The following is a 25,922-nucleotide window of genomic DNA, read 5'->3' as shown; positions in this document are numbered from 1 at the left end:
GCTGTTCGTCCACTGAGGCTTCGCAAAGCGAACGTCCCGGCATCACTTTGGTGTCGGGACGTGCGCACGTCAGGACGGGCGTCCGGGCTGTCGGTGGCTGCCGATAGGCTGAAAGCATGACCCGTGCCGAGCAGCCAACGGCCGTTGACCCGGCCCCCGACGACGCCCTGGTCGCGGACTCCCGCGAGCGTGCGGTCCGCGCACTGCTGCGCAGGCCCCAGCTCAAACGCCTGTGGAGCGCCCAGCTCGTGGGTGGGATCGGCGACACCCTCGCGCTTCTGGTGCTGGTGCTGCTGGCCCTCCAGGCGGCGATCGCCGAGGGCTCGTTCGGCGGCGGCTACCGGGGCGTGGCGTTCGCGGTGGCGACCGTCTTCGGTACGCGCATCCTGGCGACGCTGCTGTTCGGCGCAGTCCTGCTCGGCCCGCTGACCTCGCTCACTTCGCAGGAGGGCCCGCTCGACCGCCGCTGGACCATGGTCGGCGCCGACGGACTGAGGGTCGCGCTGCTCATCGTCGCCCCACTGTGGATCGACTGGACACCGGACAACGCCCTGGCGGTGCTCCTGGTGACCGCCTTCGTGACCGGTGTCGCCGAGCGCTTCTGGACCGTGTGCCGCGAGAGCGCGGCGCCCGCCCTGCTCCCAGCTCCTCCTCCGGAGGGGGCCACGGTACGACCGCTGCCGGACCACCTGGACGCCCTGCGCCGCCTGTCGCTGCGCACCACCTTCGTGGTGATCCCGCTGGCCGGCGCCGCGCTCGTCGCCGCGGGGCTGCTCAACAACCTCCTGGGCTCCGGCATCGACTGGTTCGGTCAGCACCAGGCGGCCCTCGCCTCGTACGTCGCGGCCGGCCTGTTCGCCGCGTCCCTGTCGGTGCTGACCTTCCTCGAACTGCCCGACACCCGCACCCCGCGCGCGCGTTCGCCGCTGGAGGGGCTGCGCCGGCCCAAGACGGCCACCGGCGTCGACAAGGGCCGTACCGGCGCGATCCCGCTGCTCGTGCCGGCCTGCGCCGCCGTCGCCGGGGCGATCGCGACCGCCGTGGCCGTCGCCGTGCTGCACGCCAAGGACCTGGGCGGCGGGCCCGTGACGTACGGCTTGATGGTGTGCGCGCTGACCGGCGGAGTCGTGGTCGGTGTCCGTACGGCGCCCAAGGTGCTGGTCTCGCTGTCGCGGCGCCGGCTGCTCGCGCTGGCGATCGCCTTCACCGGTATCGCCCTGCTGGCCGCGGGGCTCGTCCCGGACCTCACCACCGTGCTGCTGATCGAGGTGCTGGCCGGTGTCGGCGCCGGTGTCGCCGCCAACACCGGGCACACCCTGCTCGACCAGGAGACCGAGGAATACCGGCGGGCGCGGACCACCGAGCACCTGCACGCGGTCGTACGGGTCAGTGTGGCGCTCGGCGCGCTGGTCGCGCCCGTGGTGGCCGCGGCGATCGGGCCGCACCGGCTGGAGAACGGCAAGTTCGTGTTCGCGCACGGCGGTGCCGCGTTCGTCCTGATGCTGGTCGGCGCGCTGCTGCTGCCGGTGGCCGCGTTGGTCCTCGCCAAGGTGGACGACCGTTCCGGCGTACCCCTGCGACATGACCTGCGGGACGCGCTGCTCGGCGGCGACGACCCGGTGACGGTGCCCGCCTCCTCGGGCTTCTTCATCGCCCTGGAGGGCGGCGACGGGGCCGGGAAGTCCACCCAGGCCGAGGCGCTCGCCGAGTGGATCCGGGCCAAGGGGCACGAGGTCGTGGTGACGCGTGAGCCGGGGGCGACCCCGGTGGGCAAGCGGCTGCGGTCGATCCTGCTGGACGTGTCGAGCACCGGGCTCTCGCACCGCGCGGAGGCGCTGCTGTACGCGGCGGACCGCGCGGAGCACGTGGACACCGTGGTCCGGCCCGCGCTGGAGCGCGGTGCGGTGGTGATCTCCGACCGGTACATCGACTCCTCGGTGGCGTACCAGGGCGCCGGACGCGACCTGTCCCCGACCGAGATCGCCCGCATCAACCGCTGGGCGACGGACGGACTGGTGCCGCATCTCACCGTCCTTCTGGACGTCCCGCCGGAGATCGCCCGCGAGCGCTTCACCGAGGCGCCGGACCGGCTGGAGTCGGAGCCTGCGGAGTTCCACGCGCGCGTACGGTCCGGGTTCCTCACACTGGCGGCGGCCGACCTCGGGCGGTACCTGGTCGTGGACGCCGGGCAGGAGCCCGAGGCCGTCACCACCGTCGTACGGCATCGGCTCGACCAGATGCTGCCGCTGTCGGAGCAGGAGATCCGGGAGCAGGAGGAGGCCCGCCGCAAGGCCGAGGCGGAAGCCCGGCGCAAGGCCGAGGAAGAGGCCGCGCGCAAGGCCGAGGAGGAGCGCCTGGAGCGTGAGCGCCAGGAGCAGCTCGCCCGGCTGAAGGCCGAGGAGGAGGAGCGCAAGCGGCGCGAGCTGGAGGAGGCCCAGCGGCGCGAGGCCGAGCGTCAGGCGGAGGAGGCCAGGCGACGGGCCGAGGAAGCGCGCAAGCGGGCCGAGGAGGAGCGGGCTCGGTTGCTCGCCGAGGAGAATACGCGCGCCGAGGAAGAGGCACGGCGCAAGGCCCAGGAAGAGGTTGCCCGCAAGCAGGCGGAGGAAGAGGCACGCCTGCGTGCCGAGGCCGAGGCGCGGCGGCTGGAGAAGCAGCGCAAGGCCGAGGAGGCGTTGCTGCGGGCGGAGGAGGCGCGACGGCTCGCCGAGTCCGCGGCCGCGGCGGCGGAGGCGGGGCCGAAGCAGGCCGCGAGTCCTTCGGCCGGGTTGGATGCGGCGACTGTTCCCACGCCGGTGGTGACGCCGACGAACGCGTCGGGCGGGCCGGTGGACGAGACGGCTGTGCTTCCCCGGGTTCGGATGGACAAGGGGGAGGGGGACGGGGACGGCGGTGAGTCGGACTCCGGTTCCGGTGCTGCCGACTCCGAGGTGACGGCCGAGCTGCCGCAGCCGCCGGTGCCGCCGGGCTCCGCTGATGAGACGGCTGTGCTGCCGCCGGTGCCTTCGGGTGCGGCGGATGAGACCGCGGTGTTGCCGCCGGTGCCTTCGGGTTCCGCTGACGAGACGGCCGTTCTGCCTCCGGTGTCGGGGGACGGGCCCGCGGACCGGGTGCCGCCGGGGTACTTCCGGGACGAGGAGCGGACGCGGGAGCTGCCGCAGGTCGACGAGACGGGGACGCCTCGGCGGAGGGCCCGGTCGGACTGGGCCGAGGAGACGCCGTTGGACGATCTGCCTTCGCTGGCGGATGAGTTGCTGGGGCCGCATGACGACGAGTACGGGGACGATCGGGGCCGGCGTCGGGGGCGGTAGCGGGTTGCTTCGCGGGTGCGGGTGCGGGTGCGTCGTGGCTGGTCGCGCAGTTCCCCGCGCCCCAGAGTGGGTGCGGTGGAAGCACGCCCAGCTGCACCCACCGGCCCGCAACTGACAAACGGCCGTCGCCCCGTTGTCAGTGGTCGCCCGCACAATGGACCCAACGCACGAAGCATGACGAAAGGGCGGCGTGACCCATGACCGTATGGGACGACCTGGTCGGCCAGGAGAGGGTGAGCGAGCAGCTCAGCGCTGCCGCTCGGGACGCCGATGCCCTGGTCACCGCCGTCGCGACCGCCGCTCCGCGGCCCGAGGCGTCGAAGATGACGCATGCATGGTTGTTCACGGGACCGCCCGGGGCGGGACGGAACCAGGCCGCGCGGGCCTTCGCCGCCGCGCTGCAGTGCGTCAGTCCGGACCGGGCCCTCGGGGGAGTGCCCGGCTGCGGGTTCTGCGACGGCTGTCACACCGCCCTCGTCGGCACCCACGCCGACGTCACCTCCGTCGCCGCCGTCGGCACCCAGATCCTCGCCGACGACATGCGGGACACCGTCAGGAAGTCGTTCACCTCGCCGGCGAACGGCCGCTGGCAGGTCATCCTCGTCGAGGACGCCGAGCGACTCAACGAGAAGTCGGCCAACGCGGTCCTCAAGGCCGTGGAGGAGCCCGCCCCGCGGACGGTGTGGCTGCTGTGCGCCCCCTCCATCGAGGACGTCCTGCCGACGATCCGCTCCCGCTGTCGCCACCTGAACCTCAGCACGCCCTCCGTCGACGCCGTCGCTGACATGCTCGTGCGCCGGGAGGGCATCGAGCCGGCCGCCGCGATGGCCGCCGCCCGCGCCACCCAGGGCCATGTCGACCGGGCCCGCCGCCTCGCCACCGACCCGGCCGCGCGCGAGCGCCGCGCCGCCGTACTGAAGCTGCCCCTGCGCGTCGAGGACGTCGGCGGCTGCCTCAGGGCGGCGCAGGAACTCGTCGACGCGGCGGCCGACGACGCCAAGCAGCTCGCCGAGGCGATGGACGGCAAGGAGACCGAGGAGCTGAAGGCGGCGATGGGCGCCTCCCAGGGCGGCCGCATGCCGCGCGGCACGGCGGGCGTGATGAAGGACCTGGAGGACAGGCAGAAGCGGCGCAGGACGCGTACGCAGCGCGACAGCCTCGACCTCGCCCTGACCGACCTCACCGCCTTCTACCGCGACGTCCTCGCCCTCCAGCTCGGCTCCCGGGTGGCGATCGCCAACGCGGACGCCGAGGACGCCCTGGAGCGGCTCGCCCGCGGCAGCTCCCCGGAGACCACGCTGCGCCGTATCGAGGCGATCGGCGCCTGCCGCGAGGCCCTCGACCGCAATGTGGCCCCGCTGCTCGCGGTGGAGGCGATGACGATGGCGCTGAGAGCGGGCTGAGAGCCGGCAGACGATCACCTGATGACCGGTTTCACTCGTACGGGCCAGATTGTTCACTCAGGGCATGTGATCCAACTCGGAGAGTTACGCTCGCTCGATGTACATCAGGCGAAACCCCCTCCGCACCAGCCGGAAGCTTGCCGCTCGCAGGGCGCGCACGACTCATACCGGCGGCGCCCTCCTCGTGGTCGCCGCGCTGCTGGTCTCCGCCTGCTCCGGGGGCGCCTGGAGGAGTGCGGACAGCTCGGCCGCCGACGTGGCGTTGGCCGCGCTGCCGCGGTCGACTCCTGCGGCACTGGCGCCGTACTACGGACAGCGGGCGCATTGGCGCAGCTGCGGGGTCCCGGGCTTCGAGTGCGCCACGCTGAAGGCGCCGCTCGACTACGACAAGCCGGCCGACGGGGACGTCCGGCTCGCCGTCGCCCGCAAGAAGGCCACCGGGCCGGGTGAGCGCCTCGGGTCGCTGTTCGTGAACCCGGGCGGGCCGGGCGGCTCGGCGATCGGCTATCTGCAGGCGTACGCCGGCATCGGCTACCCCGCCGAGGTCCGGGCCCGGTACGACATGGTCGCGGTGGACCCGCGGGGAGTCGCCCGCAGTGAGCCGGTCGAATGTCTCGACGGGCGGGACATGGACACGTACACCCAGACGGACAGCACCCCCGACGACGCGCGCGAGACCAGCGAACTCGTCGACGCCTACAAGGAGTTCGCGGAGAGCTGCGGCGTGCACTCGTCCGAGCTGCTGCGGCACGTGTCGACGGTCGAGACGGCGCGGGACATGGACATGGTGCGGGCGGTACTGGGTGACGCGAGGCTGAACTACGTGGGGGCGTCGTACGGGACGTTCCTGGGGGCGACGTATGCGGGGCTGTTCCCCGGCCGCGCGGGGCGGCTGGTGCTGGACGGCGCGATGGACCCCTCGCTGTCCGCGCGCCGGATGAACCTCGACCAGACGGCGGGCTTCGAGACGGCGTTCCAGGCGTTCGCGAAGGACTGTGTGCAACAGCCGGACTGCCCGCTCGGTGCGAGGGGCACGACGCCCGCCGTGGTCGGCCGGAACCTCAAGGCCTTCTTCGGGAAGCTGGACGCACACCCGATCCCCACCGGCGATGCGGACGGCCGCAGGCTCGGCGAGGCCCTGGCCACCACCGGTGTGATCGCGGCGATGTACGACGAGAGCTCCTGGGCGCAGCTGCGTGAGGCGCTGACCTCGGCGATGAGGGAGAACGACGGCGCGGGTCTGCTCGTCCTCTCCGACAGCTACTACGAGCGGGACGGCGACGGCCGCTACAGCAACCTGATGTCCGCCAACGCCGCCGTGAACTGCCTCGACCTCCCGCCCGCCTTCGACGGTCCGGAGGAAGTCGAGAAGGCCCTTCCCTCCTTCGGGAAGGCGTCCCCCGTCTTCGGCGAAGGCCTCGCCTGGGCCTCTCTCAACTGCGCGTACTGGCCGGTCAGGGCAACGGGCAGGCCGCACCGTATCGAGGCGCCGGGCGCCGCCCCGATCGTCGTGGTCGGCACCACCCGCGACCCGGCCACTCCCTACCGCTGGGCCCGCGCCCTGGCCGCCCAACTCTCCTCGGGCCGCCTCCTCACCTACGAGGGTGACGGCCACACCGCGTACGGCCGCGGCAGCTCCTGCATCGACTCCGCGATCGACGCGTACCTGCTGCGCGGAACCCCTCCCGCGGACGGAAAACGCTGCTCGTAGCCCTGCCGTACGGGGCGTCCCGGGGGTGCCCAGGGCTGGTGCGGAGCACCCCCGGAAACTGTGTAGACTTACCGACGTTGCTGATCGCACCATAGTGCGGACAGCGTGCCGCCTTAGCTCAGATGGCCAGAGCAACGCACTCGTAATGCGTAGGTCTCGGGTTCGAATCCCGAAGGCGGCTCATTTTGAACCCCAGGTCAGGCTTCTGACCTGGGGTTTTTCGTTGTTGTGCTGTCTGGTCCGGGCGTGAGGGGGGCTGTTGACCTGCGCAGCCGCAACGCGTAGGTCGGAGGTTCGTGTGGCGTGGTCCTCGGGGGCGTGCGTGCGAGTGCCCTTCTGGCCTTGTGGTTTCGAGGGCTCGCCTCTGCCTGATCGATTCTGGTTGGCAATGGAGTGCGGGAGGGGGTGCATTGGTGCGCCTGTAGTGCAGCAGTCGGCATTGATGGCGAGCGTTCGAGTGGGAAGCGCCGGCCATGGCCAGGTTGTCGATGGCGCACAACCCTGCGCAGGAAGGTTGGCTCGGTCGGTTCCGTCGGCCCGGTGATGCCGTCCGGGGTGAGGGCGGGGGTTTGAATGCCGTACGCGCGCGGTGCACCGTCGTACTCCCGGAGCCGCCCGGTAGGCGCGAGTTGGAGGTCGACGATGCGGACATCCTCACGGCCGTGAACTCCGACTACCGTGTGCCCCACCGCTCGGCTCACTCTCGCCGAGTCCTCCGACAGGTGTTCGCCTCGCGTGATCAGGAGTCGGTATGGTCGATCAGCACGGCGTATAAGTGCAGATATAATAACTGCATCTATATGTGGGAGCTGGTGTTGTGGACAAGCCCGCCGAGATGTTCGACCGTGCCTTCGAATGGGCCGAGCTGACCCGGTTCGCCACCTTGCCGGGCCCGCGGGCCACGCTGGGCGTGGTCTCCGGTCGTCGCCGGCAGGGTAAGACCTTCCTGCTCGATGCCGTCACTCGTGCCAGCGGCGGCTTCATGTTCACCGCCACCGAGACCACCGAGGCCGACGCCCTGCGTCAGTTCGGAGAGGCACTGGCCCGTTATCGCGGGCAGCCCACCCCGTTCCGGTTCGCGCACTGGGACGAGGCGGTCACGGAACTCATGCGCATCGCCGACGCGGGCGGCCCCACCGTGGCGGTCATCGACGAGTTCCCTTTCCTCGCCAAGGCATCTCCCTCCCTGCCTTCGATCATCCAGCGCGCTCTGGACCCTGCTGCCCAGCACACCAGCACTCCCGTGCGTCTGTTGTTGTGCGGCTCGGCGCTGTCCTTCATGGGCAGGCTGCTGTCCGGTAGCGCTCCGCTGCGTGGCCGAGCCGGCCTCGAACTCGTGGTTCCCACCCTGGACTTCCGCCTCGCGGCCGAGTTCTGGCAGATCGACGATCCGCGCACCGCGTTGCTGACCAATGCCGTCGTCGGGGGTACGCCCGCCTACCGCCGTGAGTTCACCCAAGGGGATACCCCTGCCGGGCCGGACGACTTCGACGACTGGGTCATCCGCGCCGTGCTCAACCCGGCGCGCCCGCTCTTCCGTGAGGCCCGCTACCTGCTCGCCGAGGAGCCCGAACTCCACGACACCGCGCTGTATCACTCGGTGCTGGCGGCCATCGCTGCCGGTAACGCCGCTCGTGGTGGCATCGCCGACTACCTGGGGCGCAAGTCCACCGACCTCGCCCACCCGCTGAGCGTTCTCCAGGACGTCGGCATGATCACCCACGAAGCCGATGCCTTTCGCCGCAACCGCTCCGCCTATCGCATCGCCGAGCCGCTCGTCACCTTCTACCACGCGGTCATGCGCCCGGCCTGGGGCGACCTGGAACGCCCCGGACGGGCACCCGACGTATGGCGCCGAACCCAGTCCACCTTCCGCAGCAAGGTCGTCGGACCGCACTTCGAACAGGTCTGCCGGGAATGGGCCCGGTGGCACGCGGCGCCCGACACCCACGGCGGACACGCCTCACGTGTCGCAGGCGGAACCGTCAACGACCCTGCGGCCAGGACCAGCCATGAAGTCGACGTCGCCGTCCACGGCGAGTCCCACGAGGGCCGCCAGTCGCTGCTCGCCATCGGAGAAGCGAAGTGGAGCGACGTGATGGGGGTCGGCCACCTGGAACGCCTCCGGCACATCCGTTCCCTCCTGACCAGGAGTGGCACGGCCACCGAGACGACGCGGCTGTACTGCTTCAGCGGCACCGGCTTCACCGATGAACTGAATCACCTCGCGAAGAGTGACCGCACGATTCAACTGATCGATTTGCCTCGCCTCTATCACGGAGAGTGAATCCCGATCTGGATGGACCGGATCTCCGTGACCATGCGGATCGCGCGCTTGCGCAGCTCGGGCGGGTACATCGAGGGTCGTGCCATGACTCGGATCCGTACACGGAATCGAGTCTCCACCTCACCCTGCGGTTCAAGCCACGGCGCTTGCGGCTCACCACCCGCTGAGATTCGCTTGCTTCGTTCCTTCCGTCCGGCGGACTCACGTGCCCGCAGTTGTCGGGCCGACTGAGAACGAGGCCGGCGGGACGGTGGCATGGGGTGATGGCACTGATAAGCCGGCGTCAATCCCATCAGGATCGGTCACGGGGGCGAAGGTTGCGGTCACCTTGGCCTCCTGATCGGAGGGCAGTCGGCAAGGGGGAGAGGTGCTACTGGGGGTGGGGGTGGGGGTGTCGCCCTGGGCGTCACTGGTGCAGTCACCCGACCACCCGCTGAAGACGTACTTGGTGTTGTCGATGGAGGCGGTCAGCTCACGCCCGTTCGCCAGGACGGGGATCATTTCGCATGGATCAGATTCGGCTGCTTCCTTGGATTTCTCACAGACCTTTTCGCCCTCGCCGTCAACAACTGTGACCGTCTGATCGTCCTGGCCGGCAAAGGTGATCGTGAGATAGGCGAATCCAGTGCCGGAGAGCTTGGCCGTGGCGGTGCTCGTCCCCGACGTGATGGTGAGCTCAGTGCTCGCCGGGCCTATCCGGCTCGGTGAGAATGCGACGGACACCGTGCAGAAGGCATGGGCCGCCAGCTGGTCTTCACAGGTGCCGCCCGCACGCGAGAAGCCGGTGTCGCCGGGTATGTCCGTGGAGTCGAGGCCTATGGTCTGGCCGTTGGGGTTGGTGACGGTGAAGTCCAATACTTGGGCCTTCGAGCCCGGGTTGATGTCGACCTCCCCGAAGCCCTGCGTGGTCGGCGTGATGTCGGGTGCGTCATCCGTGATGGGCGTAACGCCGGACGAGCTGGTCGGAGGGCTGCTGGTCGGAGGGCGGCCAGTCGTCGCGCCGGAACTCGAAGTCACGGGTGGCCATGGGGGATCAGTGACGACCTGATCGTCGCCGAAGGCCTGGACGAGTGCTGAGCCGATCGCGATCACCGCGATCACCGCGGCAACCGCGGTGATCACACGCCTCCGGGCATCCGGCGACCGGGACGAAGGCGGGGTCGGGAGTGCTGCTGGTTCCAACAGGGCCAAGTTGGCCTGGGTGACCGCCGCTCCCGCCAGGTCTCCCATACGGGTGCGCAGGTCGAGCGCCCGGTGCAGGAGACGTCGGGCGTGGTCCGTGCGGTCGTGGAGGAAGTGCTGGACGCCCTGCTGGTGGGTGTAGTACGCCTCGGAGACTGTGTCCCCGGCCGCCTGGGCGGCAGTGATGCCCTGCGCGAGGGTGTGCTGCCAGGCTTGCCAGTGCCCCTGGACGAAGAGCACTCTCTCGACGACGGCTGCCAACCGGACGACTGCCTGCCACTGGCGCTGCTGGGCCGCGATGCCGAGCAGGCTCAGTGCCGCGTCGAGGGCCCCGCGAGCTTCCTCGCCGGTCGGGTCGCCGGACGCGAGCCAGTCGCCCAGCGAGCGCATCGCCGAGGCGAGCCCGATGTAGCGGTACAGGATTTGCCGGTAGGGCTCGGCCTTGCAGACCGGCAACCCGAAGCGGTCCTCGCCCTGTTCGGCCAGGCCACGCGCGGACAGCGACTCCCAGGTCTCGCTGACGTACGCGATGTCGGCCATCTGCGACAGCACGGCGCCGGGCAGCAGCGCACCGCCGACCAGCGTGAGCACTGCCAGAGCGCGCTTGGCCTGGGGGCCGATGGCCGAGATGGACAGCTCGTCCAGGACGCCCGGGTCGGACTCGGCGCGGCGAGCGAGATCGTCGAAGGTGCGGCCGTCCAGCCGCACCAGCGCGGCCGCCTGCCGCAGATACAGTGGCTGCCCGTCGACGGCGGCCACCAGTCGTCGTACAGCCGCCAGTTCGGCGTCGGGGATGACGCGGCCCGCCTCCCGCCGGAGCAGGTCCACCGCGGCCGCTTCTGGCAGGGGCGGCAGCGCCGTGGAGGTTCCCAGCGCGCCGAGCACCGGGGTGGGCGCGCCGATCACGAGGGTGCAGCGGTGTAACGCGCGCCGCAAATAGTCGAGTTGCTCCGGGCTGAAGGACACGTCGTCGAGTGCGACGACTCCCGCAGCACCCGCCCTGGAGCCCGCCAGCGCCTGAGCGCACTGCTGAGCGCACTGCTGAGCGCTCAGCCGCGTGCCGTCCGGGCCCGGGTAGACGTAGAAGTACCGCATCAGGTCCTGGAGCAGGTCCGAGAGCGCGGTGCCGCCCACCCGCAGGTAGGTCCCGTCGGCATGGGCGGCGGCCGCGTTCTTGAGGAGGGCGGTCTTCCCGGCTCCGCAGGTGCCGGTGAATTCCACCGCCGACTGATCGCGCGCCGCGACGCAGACCAGGGCGAGTTCGTCCTCACGGCCCCACAGGGTGGGTGGCGCGGGGGCGGTGGTGCCGTGGGCACGCCGCGGCGATGACAATGCGGGGGCGCGCAAGGGCAGGTGGGCGAGGCGAGCGCCGTGCCGGTCCACGAGGGTGACGCTGAACTGTCCGAAAATGATGCTGTTCATTCCTTCCCCCAGGAATGAACGGGCGCCTGGCTGGCACCGGTGCGTCCACCAGAGCAGTCGCCGCAACCCGTGTCAAGGAATGTCGCACGCCGACGACTGAGAAGAGGTGCCCATCTGAGGTGACTACTCACCTCGACACAACTGGCCGGTTCATCCGTGTGGGACATGCGGAATTGGGCCTGCTGGCGGAATCTCAGTCCAACGGCACGCCATCCAGCCGCTTCGCGACTTCAGGCCCGCCCGCTGGCCACGCCACCCGGCCTACCAGTTCGCTTGAGGGGGTCAGTCGCATCTCGTCCCAGAGGAGCCGTGCGTACTGGTCGACCTGTCTGCGGGCCTCCACGACGTTGCCTTCAGCCAGGTGGACTTCGACCAACGCGGCACGGGCGGATTCCTGCAGGGGTTCCGCGGTGATTGCCGTGTAGGCGGCGTTGAGTGCTGGTACGAACCGACCGAGCCGGCGCAGCCGGTGCGACAGCGCGACGAGAGCGTGAATCCGCACTTGACGGATGCGCTCTCGCTCCACGATCAGCCATTCCTCCTCCCAACCCGGCAGGAGGTCCGCGACCAGGCCTGTCGTAGCCGCGTCGTCCGGTGCGAGGTGGCCGTCCTCGCTGAGCAGCCTTCCGGCCTGGCCCAGGCTGCGCTCGACGTCGACTTCGACGAGTGCGCCGAGGTACACGTGCGCGCGGTCGGCGTGCACGAGCCGGTCATCGGCTTGTCGGATCCGCCAGATCGCTGTGCGCAGACTCGCCTGGGCGCGCGGGCGGGGACCGTCGCACCAGAGCTGTTCGGCCAACGCCGTGCGGTGCTGCGTCATGCCGGAGGGGCGTGAGAGCGCCAGGAACGCCACCACCCGCTGGGCGTGGGCCGGTAATACGACTTCGTGCTGCCCGATGTCGAGACGGAACCCGTTGAGGAGGCGCACCAGCACGGGAGCGGAGCATGTTGCGGAATCGGGCCAGGGAGGGTGCGGCATGTGCACCTCCTCCGCGTAGTTCGCGGACTCTATCCTCGCACCGTGTACGGGGGCGTCAATCCATCGTCACGCCCTACGCGTTGATGGAAGCGAGACGGGCCGTCCGGATACTCGCAGCCATGGAATCTCAGCCATGGCGCGTCGTTGTCGTACGGTCCTGGCTGCACGACGGCCAGGTGGTCGCCGTACTGCTGGTGGGTGCCGAGCCGGGTTCGGCTGTGCCTGTGCGGCGTATCGCGGCAGGCTCGGCGGAGGAGGCCTGTGCCGTCCTCGCAGCCGTTCTCGGAGGATTGACGGTGGATTCTACGGATCCGGAGACGACCGATTGACCCAGTGCGCTACGGACGTCCCGCACGCTGTTGCCCACCTCCGCACCGGAGGGCAAGGAGGCAGGGCGATGGACGTGTTGGCCACGAGCCCGACCGCACCCGAGCTGCAGTCCCCGTTCGCGGGTTTCGCCGGTTTGTCGGTGGACCCCGTCGATGCGGGCGAACGTCCGCAGCCGACGACCGGGGTGGTGCTCGACTCGCCGTTCGGCTCGGGACTGCACAGCGAGGAGGGCGGCGCGGGCGAAGACGTGCTTGCCGAGTTCGTCGGCGAGCTTGCCGACGACGAGTTCGAAGACGCCGTGGCTCAGCTCGTGGATGACGCCGCTGCAGCGCATCTGCAGAGTGAGACCGCGTGGTCGGCCGGGGAGGGCTCCCAGGCCGGCTTGCAGAGCTGGGCCGAGTCGCTGGCCGAGCACTCCGATCGACTGCTCGACGGCATCACCGCCCGCTTGGAGCACGAGGACCTCACCGCCATGTCGGCGCGCGATCTCGATGCCTTGCTGGAGTCGATGGCCCCGGAACCGGTCGGGTCGCGTGAGGTCGTGTTCGAGCAGTTCCTGGGGGGTCTGCTGAAGAAGGCGGGCAGCCTGGTGAAGGGCGTCGTCAAGATCGCGAAGAAGGGGATCAGCGTAGTCTCGAAGATCCTGCCGATCGGGATACTGCTCAAGAAGCTCGGCGGTGTCGTCCGGCCGCTGCTCGCGCGAGTCGTCAAGTCGGCGATGAACCGATTGCCCGCCTCCGTGCGGCCCATCGCGGAACAGATAGCGAAGAAGCTGGGTGTCGCCGGCGGGACGGGCGCGGTCAACGCCCCCGCCGGTGCGACTGGTAGCGGTGATGCGGAGCCTTCGGCAGCCTCCCAACTCGTCGGCGAGTTCGACCGCGGTGTGGTCGGTCTGCTGCTGGCCCCCGACGAGATCGCGGCGGACGGAGTGCTGGCGGAGGCGGCGGCCGGCGCTGAAGCCGACACGCCCGACCCGATCGGCGAACTCGACGCGGCCCGGCGCGAACTGGGCCGACGGCTCACCGAACTCTCTGCGGGCTCCTACCCGAAGCCGGAGATCCAGCAGTTCCTCCCCGTCGTGATGGCGGCACTGCCGTTGATCAAGCTCGGCCTCAAGATCATTGGTCGGCAGCGGGTGGTCGACTTCATCGCCGAGCGCATCGCCGACCTGCTGCGCACCATGGTCGGACCCGGCCCCGCCAAGCAGATCGCCCGTCCGATCGTCGACGTCGGCATGAAGCTCATCGGCCTGGAAGTCCCGCCGGAGGCCGAGACCGACGTTGCCGGGGAGGCGCTGGCCGCCACCGTGGAGACGACGGCACGCCGAGCACTCGCGCTTCCCGCCGCAGTGCAGGACGACCGGCTCCTGCTCGACGCTGCCGTGCAGCAGTTCTTCGCCGAAGCCGCCGCCGCCCACCTCCCCGGTCGGCTGCTGCGCGCCGACCTGCCCGAGCGGGAGTCGGAACACGAGAGCGGGGTGTGGGTGCTGATGCCGCGGGCGGCCGCCCCCCGCTACCGCTTCCTCAAGTACACGCAGCCGTTCGAGATCCAGGTCAGCAGGCAGGTCGCGCGCGCGGTGCCGTGGTCCGACGGCGGGACGCTGGAGTCGCACCTGCTCGACCGCGGAGTACGGCACTGGCCCACCACCGCTGAGGCCCACCTCTACGAGATGCTCCCCGGAGGCCACCTCGGACACCTCCGCCACGACGACACCCTCCGCGGGGGCGCCGGGGAAGCAGAGACAATCGCCGAGGAAATGGCCCCGCTCACACCGGAGATCGCCGGACTGCTGCTCGGCGAGCCGGGACTGGGCCGCTCCACGCCCGTGTCCGGGCGCGGCGGGCCGACGGCCCGGCCGGGCGCCGCTCCCGGCCGCCGGTTCGTCCGGCTGCGGCCCAAGGGACACACGGCAAGCCGTATGGCAGGGAGTGCTGCCGGGCCACGTGCACGGGTCGGTGTGCACGTGGACTCCGCAGCCACTCCGCCGCGGCTCAGGATCGCCCTGCGGCTGAGTGAACGGCAGGCCCAGGAGATGCTGGACCTGCTGACCAGGGCCGAGGGCCCGGACCTGCCCGGCGCCCTGCGCAAGGTTCAGCAGGTGCACCAGCGTTCTCTCGTGCCCCGGCTGACCGACCAACTGGTGAAGCGGTCCCTGCTGCCGGACGCCGCAGCCGCGAGGGCGGCCGCGGAGCAGCTGGCGACGGCCGTCGACACCGGGCTCTCCACGATGCTGCAGGGCCAGACGGCACAGCTCACCGAAGCGGTCCGCGACCCGGCCCAGGGCCTCACGATCAACTTGGTGTTCGAAGGCGTCACACGGGAGAGCCTGCGGGGCACGCCGCCCGAGCCGACCGTGACGGTAACTCCCGGCTGGCGCTCCGGTGGCTGAGCCGGGAGTCGACGTCCTGGCCGCCCAGCTCGCGGCTGAGTTACGGCACTGGCGACGGGCCGCCCACGAACTGACCGACCTCGACATGGTCGCCGCACCACAGGCCTGGGCCGGTCTTGAGTCCTACCTCGGCACGGGCGTCCGCGCCGGGCTGACCAGATCGGCCGAGGCGGTGGCCACCCGCGCAGACCAGCTCACGGCCCAACTACCCGGCATCACGGGGCAGGACGACCTGGCCCGGCTCCGGGAGCGAGTGCTTGCCCTGCGCCAGGCCTATGTCCGCGCCGAAACAGTGATCGACTTCTTCGGAGACGCCGTCGGCACGCGTACCAGCCCACGCCTGGCACAGCTCCTGCGCGGCCTGGACCTGCTGGCCGTCGACGCCATGGACCGCATCCTCGGGCCACTCGGAATCCCGGTCCCTCCCGTGCTGGTCTACCTCGACAAGGGCCTCGGAGCATCGATTCTGCGCGCCGGGATACGGCTGTGGGACGCGTCGCTCTCCCCAGCCGCCGCGATCAAGATCACCCGGCACAACCTGCTCCGGCCGACGTCCCTGATCCACGAAGGCGGCCATCAGGTCGCGCACCTGACGAAGTGGACCGATGAACTCGCCACCGCCCTGCACGAGGTGCTCGCGCCCGCGTCGCCGATCGCCGCGGAGGCCTGGCACGGCTGGGCGAGCGAAGTCGCCGCCGACGTCGTCGCGTTCGTCCTGACCGGCTACGCGCCCGTACCGGCGCTGGCCGACGTCGTGGACGGCACCACCGCCGCCGTGTACCGGATGCCGCCAGGGGATCCGCACCCGATGGGCCTGCTGCGGGTCGTGTTCAACGCCGCGCTCTGCCGGTACTGGTATGGCGCCGGGGCGTGGGACGACCTCGTGCGCACCTGGTTGTACCGCCATCCCGTGGATGCCGCGCCGGCGGAGTCCGCGCTCGTCGCGCGGGCGACGCTGCCTCTCCTCCCGGAGATCGTCCGGGTGTGTACGGAGCGGCCGATGCGGGCCTTCGGCGGCCGGCCTCTCTCAGCCCTGGCCGATCCGCGACGGGTGGCGCCCGACGAACTGCGCAGGCTCGCCGACGGGGCCGGGGCGGCGCTGTACACCTCGAGCTATCTGCAACGGCTCGAACCCATGCGGATCCTGGCCTGGACCGTAGTCCGGTCGCAGCGCCCCGATGACAACGCCGACCGTGACCTGGAGACGTGGCTGCGCCGCCTCGGCGCGGACCATGCGACCGCCGCAGCCTGACCAGGGAGACAGCCATGGCACCATCCCCGACATCGCCATCGGATTCGACGCCCCCCACCGGACCCGACACGGGGCCCGACACGGGCGGCGCGGGCTCGACATCGCCATCGGATTCGACACCCCCCACCGGGCCCGACACGGGGCCCGACTCGGGCGCGGGCTCGACGACGGCCTCGGATTCGACACTGCCACCGGGCCCGCCGGAGTTCTCGTCCCCCGAGATCGTCAACGCGATCACGGCGTTGACGACGTTCCTGCGCAACGGCTCCCAAACACGTGCCCCGCGGGCATTCAGCCCCCGGCAACTGAATATCGAGCGCGACTTTCGAGACCTGCTGGCCGGGCTCGGGCGCCGCAGTTCGGATACGCCCGGCCGGATGGTGCGCCCTGTGCTGTCGGACGGAATCCTGGAACTCGGTGCGCCGCTCCCCGACGAAGCCGTCAGCATCGGCGGCTTCAATCACATCGGCACCAGGATCGGCGAGGTCTGGCGCGTGAAGGTGGCCGAGGCCACCAAGAACCCCGGTGATCCGACCCACCTTCGCCACAAAGACATCGTGGTCGACCGTGTCGTACGGCTGCGCGTGTTCGACCAGAGCGAGCGGCGGATTCTGACGGGTGTCCCGAGAACCCCCAACACCCCGTCCCGGCCCACCTCCTGAGGAGACCACTATGTTCCGCACGCTCGCGCGCCTGCTGGCCGACTCGGGATTCGACACCAACGAGTTCTTCAGGATCCATCCGCTTCAGCTCAGCCGCTGGGTGGAGCAGGCATGGGCCGAGGGCGGCCAGGCCGACTGGCCCGGGTTCGAGACCTCGCCGGCGGGTGTCACCCCGGAAGTCGTGGCCCGCCTCCAACTGCCCGGAGAGGTGAACGGCGGGCTGCTCGACGACCTGCGTTCGGGAATCGCGATCCCCGGTCAGTTCTCGCCGGCGCCTGCCGCGGGACTCGACTCCGGCGCGGCCTGCCGTGGGACCACCTGATCTACGCCTTCCTGGTCGAGTGCACCGGTGTCGCGGAGATCCTGCGGGAAGTCGTCCGCCGGTATGTGGTCGGCGAGACACTCGAGGCCGCCAACGACACGACCTACAGCTGGGTCCGGGCCACCGAGGAGCTGTTCTTCCGCGATCCCCCGCTGTTCTCCATCACGGGCACCACCAGCGCGCTACGACCGGACCCACTCGTCAACCGTCGCAATGCCTACTGGCGGATGTTCGGGATGGACCTGCCGCACGCGCCGCCCGGGATCCCGGGCCAGCCGTGGAAGTCCGACGTGGGGGCGTCCGCGAACCTGCGGTTCGGCGAGGTGTGGATCGAGCTGCTGCGCCAGGTGTGGCTCGCGTTCGTGAACGACAGCAACGCGGTCGGCGCCAATCCCACCGACTCCTCGTACATCGCCTACCTGTGCCAGACGCTCTCGGAGATGATGGGGATGCGCCGGCGGGCCGGGATGCTCGCCCGTGAGGAGTTCGGCCACGTTGTCACCATGAGCTGGTTCCACCTGCTGCTGGAGACCGAGAACAACGTGGTGGGGGACCTTCAGGCAGGCGCGGGGAGCGCCGGAAACGCCGCGGACCGGCTCGCCCGGATCGCGCAACGCGTGGGCATCACACCCCCGCGCCGCGCGCGTGAGCTGTTCGAACTCGCCGACCTGGTCTCGCCGGTGCTCATGTTCATCGAAGCCGGCCGGTTCAACGAGCCCAGCGATGCCGAGTTGCTGTTCCGCAGTGGCTCCCCGCAACCGGTGGTGCGCGACACGATGAACCGCGTCATCGATCTCTGGCAGTCCGCCACCGGGGATCCGATCAAGGAAACGGGCGTCCGAGTGGTCAACGGCCCGCCCTCGTCGTCCTCGCAGCCCGTCCGGCTGCCGAGCGCGCATCTGCCCGCGGCACCCGACCCCGCCAAGAGCAGCACGAACGGCTCCGCACCCGGGCGGCTCTGAGCCGACCGACACCCCTTGAGACCGGGAGGCGACGATGACCCGTCCGCAGACCTGGGACTGGACCGAGTCCCTCACCGCCGATCCACCGTCCGTCACACAGCAGCCCCCGAACTGGGTCGCACAGGAAGTGTTCCGGCCGGCCGAACAGGGGACCGTCAATGGGGAGTCGGGTCCCGAGATGTCCCTGGCCGAGTTCGCCGCCGAAGCGCACGACGAGTCCTTCGCCCCGGAGGTCTCCGACGAGGCCGAGTCCGGGGAAGTGGAACTGGCCGAGTGGGAACTCGCCAGAAACCCGGTCCAGGACGAGGCGTTCCCGTCCGGGCTGACCCTGATGCCGACCACGGGCGCCACCGCCAAGGAAGCGGAACACTGGGATCCCTACGCGACCGGACTTCCGCTCTACGCCACCGGCCCCACCGTCCGGCCGCAGAAGCTCTCCCCGAACTTCACCGTCGGTGAACTCGTGAGCAGCGGCGGAACGGCCGCCGACATCGCCAGGATCTCCCCCGCGCTGGTGCGCTGCTTGCAGGCGCTGCGCGACAGGCTGGCCAAGCCCGTCACCATCAGCTCCGGGTACCGGTCCTGGGCGCGTAACGCGGCCGTGTACCGCGCCAGGGGCGCCACCCCGACCCTCAGCCGCCACTGCAGCGGACAGGCCGCTGACATCAGCGTCGCGGGCATGTCCGGACTCGACCTCGCCAGGGCCGCGCTGGACGCGTGTGGCCGGGACATCGCGGTCGGGATCGGCGCCATGTACGCCCACGTAGACGTCCGGGGTGGCTGGGCCCGCTGGTCCTACGCCTCGGGGGACGCGGCGAAACGCGACATCGCCGCGATCGACGCTCACCGCAGCGGGCTGGGCACCACCCCGCACCCGACGGCCGGCTCGCCCTACGTCCCTGCCCCCGGCGGCGTACCTGCCGGCGGGGTCCCGAGCGTCGGCCCGTTGCGGGCCCGGATCGCGCAACTCGCCGAACAAGAGCGGACCAGGTGGAGAAACGGGGCCCGTGTCGAAACCGAGCCGACGATGACCGCGACGCTTCAGGACTACTACCGCACGGGTGTCGGAAGCCCTGTGGCCGCCTCGGACCTGCAGAGCAGTTCGTGGCAGAGCGGCCATCCATGGAGCGCGGTCTTCATCAGCTGGGTGATGCGCCAAGCCGGCGCGGGCAGTGCCTTCGCCTACAGCACGGCACATCGCGAGTACGTCAGCGCCGCCAAACGCAACGCCGAGACGGGCAACACCGCCAACCCGTTCTGGGCCTACCCGGTCGAGAAGATCGTCCCCGAGGTCGGCGACCTGGTCTGCGCCGACCGGGGCGGTGGCGCCGGGTGCGGCGGCGTCACCTACGCGACGATCGACAACGGCACGGCGTGGTCGACGCACTGCGATGTCGTCACAGCCGTGGACCGGACCGGGCGCAAACTCACCGCAGTCGGCGGCAACGTCAGCCAATCGGTGAAGGCCAAGACGATCGCGATCGACGCGCAGGGCTTCGTAGCACCCCAGCAGTCAGGGCAGGCCTGCCGGTACTTCGCCATTCTCAAGGTCCGGGACGGCAACCCCTTCGCGCCCCAGCAGGAGTCGGGACCGGCCGCACAGGCTGCTGTGCTCGACCTCGACGCCGTAGCCCGGGCAGTTCGCCTGAACACCTCCTACGCCACGGCTCTGCGCTGGGGCGAGCACCTCGACGCCATCACTCGGCTGATCGCATCACCCGGATCGACCCCGGCCGACGTCACATTCGCCCATGCCGTGGCGCAATGGCAGCGAGGCCGAGGACTGACACCCGACGGGGCCATCGGACCTGACTCCTGGATCGAAATGGTGAAGGTGATCAACTGCTGACAGCGGCCGGACGTATCCCTCGCGCGGCGAGGCCGTGGCTCCCTTGGCCGGTTGAGCACAGGCCGCGCTCACGGTGGTGGTGGAAGACGGATGAACCGCCTGCGGGCGTAGATCACGACAGGCCACAGTCACGGTATGCGCGGTAGTCGAAGCGGCGAGCAGCCCCGGGAGGCACTGTTGCCGCAGTCTTTCGTGCCCGCGTCCGCGGAGTCCAACTCGCCGTCCCCGTCGTGTGACTGCCTCGCGGACAGATTCGGCAACGCAGCGGACGGGCCGGACCCGCGTCCCGTGCTACGGATCCGACCTGACGGAGGCGGAGTGGCAGGCCGTCCGGCCGCTGAGCCACGAAGTCAAGGACCTGTTGGCGGTGTCAATCCTGGCGGGAGAGATAAGCGGATGGCGTCTGAGTTCCGGATTCAGTCGGGAGTGGTGGCTGAATCCGGAGTCTCTCGCAGCGTGGCCAGGATATCCGTGGTGATCTGCCGGACGATCTCCTGGCGGTGCGGGTGCAGGTAGAAGTGATCTCCGCGGTAGAGGTGCACGCCGGTGAGCCGGGGGTGCTGGTCTGCCCATGTGATGAGGGATTCAACGGGCAGGAGGGTGTCGTCCTTGCCGCCGAAGACCGATTGAGGGACGTCTTCCACGGTGGAGTACGCCGTGGGGGCGCACGTGTCGATGAGGCGGAAGTCGTTGCGGATCGCGGGGGAGAACAGACGCCAAAGGGTTTCGCTCTCCAGGATTTCCGGCGGGGTGCCGCCGACATGGCGGAGGAAGGCGCGGAGTTCGCTGTCGGGGAGGAGGTGGCGGCCGGACTCGCGGTCCGCGAGGCGGGTGTGGTCGGGGGACCAGGCGGAGAGGCCGAGCCATATGGGGCCGGGGTGTCCGTCGGCGCGTAGGCGGCGGGTCAGTTCGTTGGAGACGAGGGCGCCCATGCTGTGGCCGAAGAAGGCGTAGGGGCGGTTGGTCCAGGGCTGAATGTGGCGGAGGAAGAGGTCGGCCACCTCGTCGAGGTTGGCGCAGGGGCGTTGGCCCGGGGAGACGCTGCGGCCGGGGACCTCCATCAGGACGACATCCCAGTCGGCCGGGAAGTACGGGCTCCAGCCACGGAAGAAACGGTGGGAACCGCCGGCGTGATGGAAGAGGAAGATCCGCAAACGGGGGAGGGAGACCGGCCGCGGACGGAACGCGACAGGGGGCAAGGGCTTCGCGGGTGCCGTAGGCGTATGGAGGGGCTTGGTCATAGGAGCTTCCTGAGTGGTCCCTGCCGGTGGACGACGACTCCGCACCGTAATGGGCGGTACGTCTGGGACGGAGCAGCCTGGCAGGAACCTGCCTGGGCTGAAGCAGAGCGCCGGGCTCGCGACCGAGGGCCGTTGGCATGAAGTGGTCAGGGGCCGTTCGGCCCGGGCGGTGGCTGCCTACCGTGCCGCTACCGGCGAATCAGTGCTCTGTTGCCGCGATGTGAGGGCCAACGCAGTTGTCGGCGGCAGTCGGGCCGTTGAGCCGGTTCGGGGTGGCGGTTCCGTCCCCGATCTCCTGATCCACACCCTAGGCTAAGGAATGACTGACATGTCCCAGCGAGCTCTTGTCACGGGCGCAGGAGGCTTCATCGGCAGCCACCTTGTGTCCTATCTGCGCCAACAGGGCTGGTGGGTCTGCGGTGTTGATCAGAAGCGGCCCGAGTTCGCGGACTCGGACGCCGATGAGTTCATCGTCGGCGATCTGCGCGACGCCGAGGTGGCCCGGGCCGCGTGCGAGGGCATCGACGAGATCTATGCCCTCGCGGCCGACATGGGGGGTATGGGCTTCATCTCCCGTGACCCCGCGACCATCCTGCACAACAACGCCCTGATCAACATCAATACGATCCGGGCGGCCCAGCTTGCCGGAGTGAGCCGTTACTTCCTGGCCTCCTCCGCGTGCATCTACCCCGAGCACATCCAGTCCACCCCGGACGCGACGGCGCTGCGCGAGGTCGACGCCTTCCCGGCGAATCCCCAGGACTCGTACGGCTGGGAGAAGCTGATGGCCGAACTCCTCTGCCGCTACTACCGCGAGCAGCATGGCATGGAGATACGCATCGCCCGTTATCACAATATCTATGGGCCCAACGGCACGTATGACGGCGGGCGGGAGAAGGCGCCTGCGGCGATGTGCCGCAAGGTCGCGCTCGCCGGGGAGAACGGTTCGATCGAAGTGTGGGGCGATGGCAGCCAGACCCGCTCCTTCTGTTATGTCGACGACTGTGTCGAGGGCACCTACCGGCTGATGCGCAGCGACTGCAGGGTGCCGCTCAACATCGGGTCGGACCGGCTGGTGACCATCGACGAGCTGGCCCGGCTGGTGTTCGACGCGGCCAGCCGTGACGATCTTGACATTGAGCACATCGAGGGCCCGCAGGGTGTCCGGGGACGCAATTCCGACAACACCCTGTTGCGAGAGACGCTGGGCTGGGAGCCGAAGATCCCCCTTGAAAAGGGTCTGCTGGAGACATATCAGTGGATCAGCGGCAAACTCACCGCAGCGAGTGCGTCGTGACGGTGGTGACGGGCCGACTGGCCCTGTTCGACCTAGACGGCACGCTGGTCAGGCCCGGCTCGGTACTCCAGCGGATGCACATGGACGCCATGGCCGCAGCCCTGGTGACGGCAACCGGGAGCGCGGCGCCGTTCGAGTACCGGGGCGGCGAGCTGTTTCACCACGGGGTCAACCTCGCGGGTTTCACCGACGCCGGCACCATTCGCGCCGCCCTGGTCCTGGCGGGAGCCACGGAGGACGAGGTGGCCGAACGGATGCGGGAAGTCGTTGACGACATGGCGGAGCGGCTTGAGGGGGCGGTGCCGCCCAAGGGCTGGTATGGCTCCGGTGACCTGCTGCCCGGGGCGCGTACGGCACTCGAGGCCCTGCGCCAGGCCGGGTTCGCACTGGGCATGAGCACTGGCAACGCCCGCCGGGTCGCGCTGTGGAAGATGCGGGCAGCCGGTCTGGCCGACCTGCTGTACGACGGTGGATTCGGCGACGGGACCACCGAGCGCGAGGACGTGACGAGGGCCGGTGTGATCGCGTGCGCCCCGGCCGGTGCCGCCCAGGCCGGAGTGCTCGTGGGTGACACGGTGCGCGACGTCACCGCCGCCCATGCGGCGGGCCTGAGCTGTCTCGCTGTCACCACCGGCGCGGCCACGGCTGAGGAACTGAGAGCCGCCGGCGCCGACGAGGTAGTAGCCGGACTGGCAGGCGGCCCGGCCCTCGAGTCACTGATCCGGCTTGCCGGGCAGAGCGCACGGCACCGCCCCCTGTCGGAAGCCGTGAACCAAGCGAGTGGAGAGAGCTGACCATGACCACCCCTACGTCCGCCCGCCACATCGACATCGTGATGACCACGATCGGTGACAGCGCGGCCTTCTTCGACTCGTACCGCAAGCTCATCGCGCGGCAGAGCGGCGAGAATCGCATCCGGTTGGTCGTCATCGCGGACCGCAAGACTCCGCAGCGCTTCTTCCAGGTCTGCGAGGAGGCGCGCGCCGACGGTCTGGAGGTGTTGAGCCCGACGGTCGAGGAACAGGACGAACTGCTGGCCGGGCTCGGTGCGCCAACCCTCGTCCCGCACAACTCGGACAACCGCCGCAACATCGGCTATCTGCTCTCCTGGATGGCCGGGGCCGATCTGCTGGTCTCGGTCGACGACGACAACTTCCCGCAGGGCGATGACTTCTTCCGGGAGCACCTGACCGTGATCGCAGGGGAGCGCGAATACCATACGGTCGAGTCCGAGTCGGGCTGGTGGAACCCGTGCGAAATGCTCGATGTGAGCCCGATGCGGGTATACCCGCGTGGCTTTCCCTACGCTCACCGAGCCCCGGCAGCGGCGGCCACGGACGCGCCCGGCCTCGCCGATGTCCGTGTCAACGCTGGTCTCTGGCTGGGTGACCCGGATGTCGACGCGATCACGCGGATCGCGATCAGCCCTCAGGTACACGCGCTGAACCGTCCCGAAGCCGTCCTGGCGCCCGGTACCTGGGCCCCTGTCAACTCCCAGAACACCGCAATCCACCGGGAGGCCGTGGCCGCGTACTACTTCCCGCGCATGGGGTACCGTCACACAGGCCAGGCCATGGACCGGTACGCGGACATCTTCAGTGGCTACTTCGTCCAGGCGTGTGCCAAGCACCTGGGCCACGCGGTGCGCTTCGGCACGCCACTGGCGGTGCACGGACGCAATGACCACTGGCTGCTGCGGGACCTCCAGCAGGAGCTGCCCGCCATCGCGATACTGGACGACCTGCTGGTCTGGCTCCAGGGCGCCAAGCTCGACGGAAGCACCTACAGCGAGACCTACCGTTCGCTGTCGCACCAGCTCCAAGACGCTGTCGAAGCGATGACCGGGCCGGTCTGGACGCAGGAACTGCGGGGATTCATCCACCAGATGGCCCATCTGATGCGCCAGTGGCTGACCGTGCTCGACGGCTCTGCCGGTCTCGCCCGGTGACCACGCCCTGCGACCCGCCGCGCGATCACGCTCTCCCAAGGCTCGGAGTTCTTCTGCCATGACGATTCGAACGCTGTTCTTTCCCTGGTCCGCAGGCGGCGGCGCGGGGTACACCGGGCGCGGTCTGGCCGCGGCCGACCGGCTCGACGGCCGTTTCGAGTGCGCCTTCGGCCCCTCTGCGGTGGCCAGGATTGTCGCGGAGGCGGGCCGTCCGCTAGTAGGAGTACCGTCCCCTGGCGGCCCGCCCGGGCGGGTACCGGCCTTTCTGCCATTCACCGATGTCGAGCGGGTCTGGTCGGTCGCTGGAGGCTACTACCGCCGGAAGGTGGCCGAGGCCGATCTGCGACGGGACCTCGCCGCCATCGACGCGTACCGGCCGCACATCGTGGTCACCGACATGCAGCCGACGGCCGTGCTGGCTGCCCGGCTGCGCGGGCTGCCTGTGGTGTCGCTCGCGGACACCGACTTTCTGCTGTCGAGTCCGCACCCGTGGATGCCGTGGAACACCGCAGCACCCACGAAGCTGTTGCCGCATCCCGACGCACTCTGTGTGCTCAACGAGCTGGCCGTCGTCCACGGGCTCGCTCCTGTGGACCACGCCAGGGAGCTGCTGTGGGGGGAACGGACCGTAGTGCCCAGCTCACCGGAGGTGGAACCGGAGGCGTCGGCTCCCGCCGGGCGCCAGGAGGCCGCTTACGTGGGACCGATGTACTGGGACCCGCCGGGCCCGCCGTACGAGCCGGTGCGCCGCGAGGGAACCCGCCACGTCTACGTGACCATCGGTAGCGGCGGCATGGTCACCGAGCGGGCGTTGCGCGAGGTGCTGGCCGCGCTGGACCGGCCGGACTTCACCGTGTTCCTCTCCGCCGGGTTCGCCGTGGCGGACTGGGTACGCGAGCACCGCAATGTGCAGCTCGGCGGGTTCACGGGCATCACCGGGCCGATCGGCTGGGCGGATCTGGTTCTCAGCCACGGCGGGTACTCCACCGTGCTCGCCTCGCTGGAGCAGGGCAAGCCGCAGGTCGTCCTTCCGTTCATGTCCGAGCAGGAGGCCAACGGACGGTACTTCGTGGCGGAGCACGGCGCCGGCCTGGTGGCCCGGACCACGGAGGTCGACCCGGTGGACGGCACGATCACCTACGTCAACCGACACGGCGGAGTCACGGACGACCCGGTCGTCCCGGCGGTGGACATCGCCCGGACGGTCGACGAGATCTTCGCCGACGGTGCGTTCGCAGAACGGGCCGGATACGCACAAAAGGTGCTGGCGCGGGACCGTGCTCGCGGCGACCTGTCGGAGATATTCGCCTCTGTGGTGTGCTGACGGCAGGACCCATGAGAGAAGCGGGTGGCCTCCGGTGGGGCCACCCGCTTGCCG

At 70.1% G+C, this 25,922-nt stretch carries 18 protein-coding genes and 1 tRNA gene; 16 read left to right on the top strand and 3 right to left on the bottom strand.

Annotated elements, in window-relative coordinates:
* Positions 1 to 116: 116 nt before the first annotated feature.
* From tmk to ACI2L1_RS11895, 5 genes are all read left to right on the top strand, one after another.
* The gene (gene tmk / locus ACI2L1_RS11915) at positions 117 to 3,308 is read left to right on the top strand and encodes a dTMP kinase (RefSeq protein ID WP_404739178.1); all 3,192 of its coding nucleotides are present in this window, start codon (positions 117 to 119) and stop codon (positions 3,306 to 3,308) included.
* Between the two features lie 197 nt (positions 3,309 to 3,505).
* Positions 3,506 to 4,711, top strand: coding sequence for a DNA polymerase III subunit delta' (locus ACI2L1_RS11910; RefSeq protein ID WP_404739177.1), 1,206 nt, complete (start codon positions 3,506 to 3,508; stop codon positions 4,709 to 4,711).
* A 97-nt stretch (positions 4,712 to 4,808) separates the two neighbouring features.
* The gene (locus tag ACI2L1_RS11905) at positions 4,809 to 6,422 is read left to right on the top strand and encodes an alpha/beta hydrolase (protein WP_404739176.1); all 1,614 of its coding nucleotides are present in this window, start codon (positions 4,809 to 4,811) and stop codon (positions 6,420 to 6,422) included.
* 107 nt (positions 6,423 to 6,529) lie between these two features.
* A tRNA-Thr gene (locus ACI2L1_RS11900) sits at positions 6,530 to 6,603 on the top strand.
* A gap of 654 nt (positions 6,604 to 7,257) precedes the next feature.
* Positions 7,258 to 8,709 (top strand): ATP-binding protein, encoded by a 1,452-nt coding sequence (locus tag ACI2L1_RS11895; RefSeq protein ID WP_404739272.1) that lies wholly within the window; start codon positions 7,258 to 7,260, stop codon positions 8,707 to 8,709.
* 201 nt (positions 8,710 to 8,910) lie between these two features.
* Here ACI2L1_RS11895 and ACI2L1_RS11890 read toward each other — a convergent pair whose 3' ends face one another.
* On the bottom strand, positions 8,911 to 11,313 hold the full coding sequence (locus ACI2L1_RS11890; protein ID WP_404739175.1) for a hypothetical protein: 2,403 nt from the start codon (positions 11,311 to 11,313) through the stop codon (positions 8,911 to 8,913).
* Positions 11,314 to 11,506: 193 nt separating this feature from the next.
* Positions 11,507 to 12,247 carry a BTAD domain-containing putative transcriptional regulator gene (locus ACI2L1_RS11885; RefSeq protein ID WP_404739174.1) on the bottom strand — a complete coding sequence of 247 codons (741 nt, stop codon included), beginning with the start codon at positions 12,245 to 12,247 and terminating at the stop codon, positions 11,507 to 11,509.
* Between the two features lie 164 nt (positions 12,248 to 12,411).
* Between ACI2L1_RS11885 and ACI2L1_RS11880 the strand changes: the two genes are divergently transcribed.
* The 7 genes from ACI2L1_RS11880 to ACI2L1_RS11850 all read left to right on the top strand — a co-directional run bounded on the left by ACI2L1_RS11880 (position 12,412) and on the right by ACI2L1_RS11850 (position 20,058).
* On the top strand, positions 12,412 to 12,621 hold the full coding sequence (locus tag ACI2L1_RS11880; protein WP_404739173.1) for a hypothetical protein: 210 nt from the start codon (positions 12,412 to 12,414) through the stop codon (positions 12,619 to 12,621).
* A gap of 68 nt (positions 12,622 to 12,689) precedes the next feature.
* Positions 12,690 to 15,011 (top strand): hypothetical protein, encoded by a 2,322-nt coding sequence (locus tag ACI2L1_RS11875; protein WP_404739172.1) that lies wholly within the window; start codon positions 12,690 to 12,692, stop codon positions 15,009 to 15,011.
* On the top strand, positions 15,004 to 16,263 hold the full coding sequence (locus tag ACI2L1_RS11870) for a hypothetical protein (RefSeq protein WP_404739171.1): 1,260 nt from the start codon (positions 15,004 to 15,006) through the stop codon (positions 16,261 to 16,263). The genes ACI2L1_RS11875 and ACI2L1_RS11870 overlap by 8 nt, the downstream gene beginning before the upstream one ends.
* Before the next feature lie 377 nt (positions 16,264 to 16,640).
* Positions 16,641 to 16,925 (top strand): hypothetical protein, encoded by a 285-nt coding sequence (locus tag ACI2L1_RS11865; RefSeq protein ID WP_404739170.1) that lies wholly within the window; start codon positions 16,641 to 16,643, stop codon positions 16,923 to 16,925.
* A 10-nt stretch (positions 16,926 to 16,935) separates the two neighbouring features.
* Complete coding sequence (locus ACI2L1_RS11860; protein WP_404739169.1) at positions 16,936 to 17,247, top strand: hypothetical protein; 312 nt, start codon at positions 16,936 to 16,938, stop codon at positions 17,245 to 17,247.
* A 65-nt stretch (positions 17,248 to 17,312) separates the two neighbouring features.
* Complete coding sequence (locus ACI2L1_RS11855) at positions 17,313 to 18,209, top strand: hypothetical protein (protein WP_404739168.1); 897 nt, start codon at positions 17,313 to 17,315, stop codon at positions 18,207 to 18,209.
* Between the two features lie 34 nt (positions 18,210 to 18,243).
* Positions 18,244 to 20,058 carry a DUF2272 domain-containing protein gene (locus ACI2L1_RS11850; protein ID WP_404739167.1) on the top strand — a complete coding sequence of 605 codons (1,815 nt, stop codon included), beginning with the start codon at positions 18,244 to 18,246 and terminating at the stop codon, positions 20,056 to 20,058.
* 416 nt (positions 20,059 to 20,474) lie between these two features.
* Here the strand turns inward: ACI2L1_RS11850 and ACI2L1_RS11845 are convergent, their stop codons facing one another.
* A complete protein-coding gene (locus tag ACI2L1_RS11845) occupies positions 20,475 to 21,299 on the bottom strand; it encodes a thioesterase II family protein (RefSeq protein WP_404739166.1) in 825 nt (274 codons plus the stop codon).
* Between the two features lie 328 nt (positions 21,300 to 21,627).
* Between ACI2L1_RS11845 and ACI2L1_RS11840 the strand changes: the two genes are divergently transcribed.
* The 4 genes from ACI2L1_RS11840 to ACI2L1_RS11825 are packed head-to-tail and all read left to right on the top strand — an operon-like array spanning position 21,628 to position 25,868.
* On the top strand, positions 21,628 to 22,596 hold the full coding sequence (locus ACI2L1_RS11840) for an NAD-dependent epimerase/dehydratase family protein (protein WP_404739165.1): 969 nt from the start codon (positions 21,628 to 21,630) through the stop codon (positions 22,594 to 22,596).
* Entirely contained in the window at positions 22,593 to 23,390 is a 798-nt protein-coding gene (locus ACI2L1_RS11835) for an HAD family hydrolase (protein ID WP_404739164.1), read from the top strand. Before ACI2L1_RS11840 ends, ACI2L1_RS11835 begins: the two co-directional genes overlap by 4 nt.
* 2 nt (positions 23,391 to 23,392) lie before the next feature.
* Positions 23,393 to 24,544 (top strand): hypothetical protein, encoded by a 1,152-nt coding sequence (locus ACI2L1_RS11830; protein WP_404739163.1) that lies wholly within the window; start codon positions 23,393 to 23,395, stop codon positions 24,542 to 24,544.
* Between the two features lie 58 nt (positions 24,545 to 24,602).
* Positions 24,603 to 25,868, top strand: a complete 1,266-nt coding sequence (locus ACI2L1_RS11825) for a glycosyltransferase (protein WP_404739162.1) — start codon at positions 24,603 to 24,605, stop codon at positions 25,866 to 25,868.
* The last annotated feature ends 54 nt before the right edge of the window (positions 25,869 to 25,922 follow it).

The sequence above is a fragment of the Streptomyces sp. NPDC019531 genome (assembly GCF_044903305.1).
Lineage (GTDB): Bacteria > Actinomycetota > Actinomycetes > Streptomycetales > Streptomycetaceae > Streptomyces.
This window is presented reverse-complemented; position numbering and strand designations above follow the sequence as displayed.

Bases quoted from the DNA above. Each gene is read 5' to 3' on its own strand.
- ACI2L1_RS11895 (WP_404739272.1), top strand. From the start codon at position 7,258: ATGTTCGACCGTGCCTTCGAATGGGCCGAGCTGACCCGGTTCGCCACC.
- tmk (WP_404739178.1), top strand. From the start codon at position 117: ATGACCCGTGCCGAGCAGCCAACGGCCGTTGACCCGGCCCCCGACGAC.
- ACI2L1_RS11905 (WP_404739176.1), top strand. From the start codon at position 4,809: ATGTACATCAGGCGAAACCCCCTCCGCACCAGCCGGAAGCTTGCCGCT.
- ACI2L1_RS11845 (WP_404739166.1), bottom strand. From the start codon at position 21,299: ATGACCAAGCCCCTCCATACGCCTACGGCACCCGCGAAGCCCTTGCCC.
- ACI2L1_RS11840 (WP_404739165.1), top strand. From the start codon at position 21,628: ATGTCCCAGCGAGCTCTTGTCACGGGCGCAGGAGGCTTCATCGGCAGC.
- ACI2L1_RS11890 (WP_404739175.1), bottom strand. From the start codon at position 11,313: ATGAACAGCATCATTTTCGGACAGTTCAGCGTCACCCTCGTGGACCGG.
- ACI2L1_RS11880 (WP_404739173.1), top strand. From the start codon at position 12,412: ATGGAATCTCAGCCATGGCGCGTCGTTGTCGTACGGTCCTGGCTGCAC.
- ACI2L1_RS11825 (WP_404739162.1), top strand. From the start codon at position 24,603: ATGACGATTCGAACGCTGTTCTTTCCCTGGTCCGCAGGCGGCGGCGCG.
- ACI2L1_RS11910 (WP_404739177.1), top strand. From the start codon at position 3,506: ATGACCGTATGGGACGACCTGGTCGGCCAGGAGAGGGTGAGCGAGCAG.
- ACI2L1_RS11830 (WP_404739163.1), top strand. From the start codon at position 23,393: ATGACCACCCCTACGTCCGCCCGCCACATCGACATCGTGATGACCACG.
- ACI2L1_RS11865 (WP_404739170.1), top strand. From the start codon at position 16,641: ATGGTGCGCCCTGTGCTGTCGGACGGAATCCTGGAACTCGGTGCGCCG.
- ACI2L1_RS11860 (WP_404739169.1), top strand. From the start codon at position 16,936: ATGTTCCGCACGCTCGCGCGCCTGCTGGCCGACTCGGGATTCGACACC.
- ACI2L1_RS11875 (WP_404739172.1), top strand. From the start codon at position 12,690: ATGGACGTGTTGGCCACGAGCCCGACCGCACCCGAGCTGCAGTCCCCG.
- ACI2L1_RS11850 (WP_404739167.1), top strand. From the start codon at position 18,244: ATGACCCGTCCGCAGACCTGGGACTGGACCGAGTCCCTCACCGCCGAT.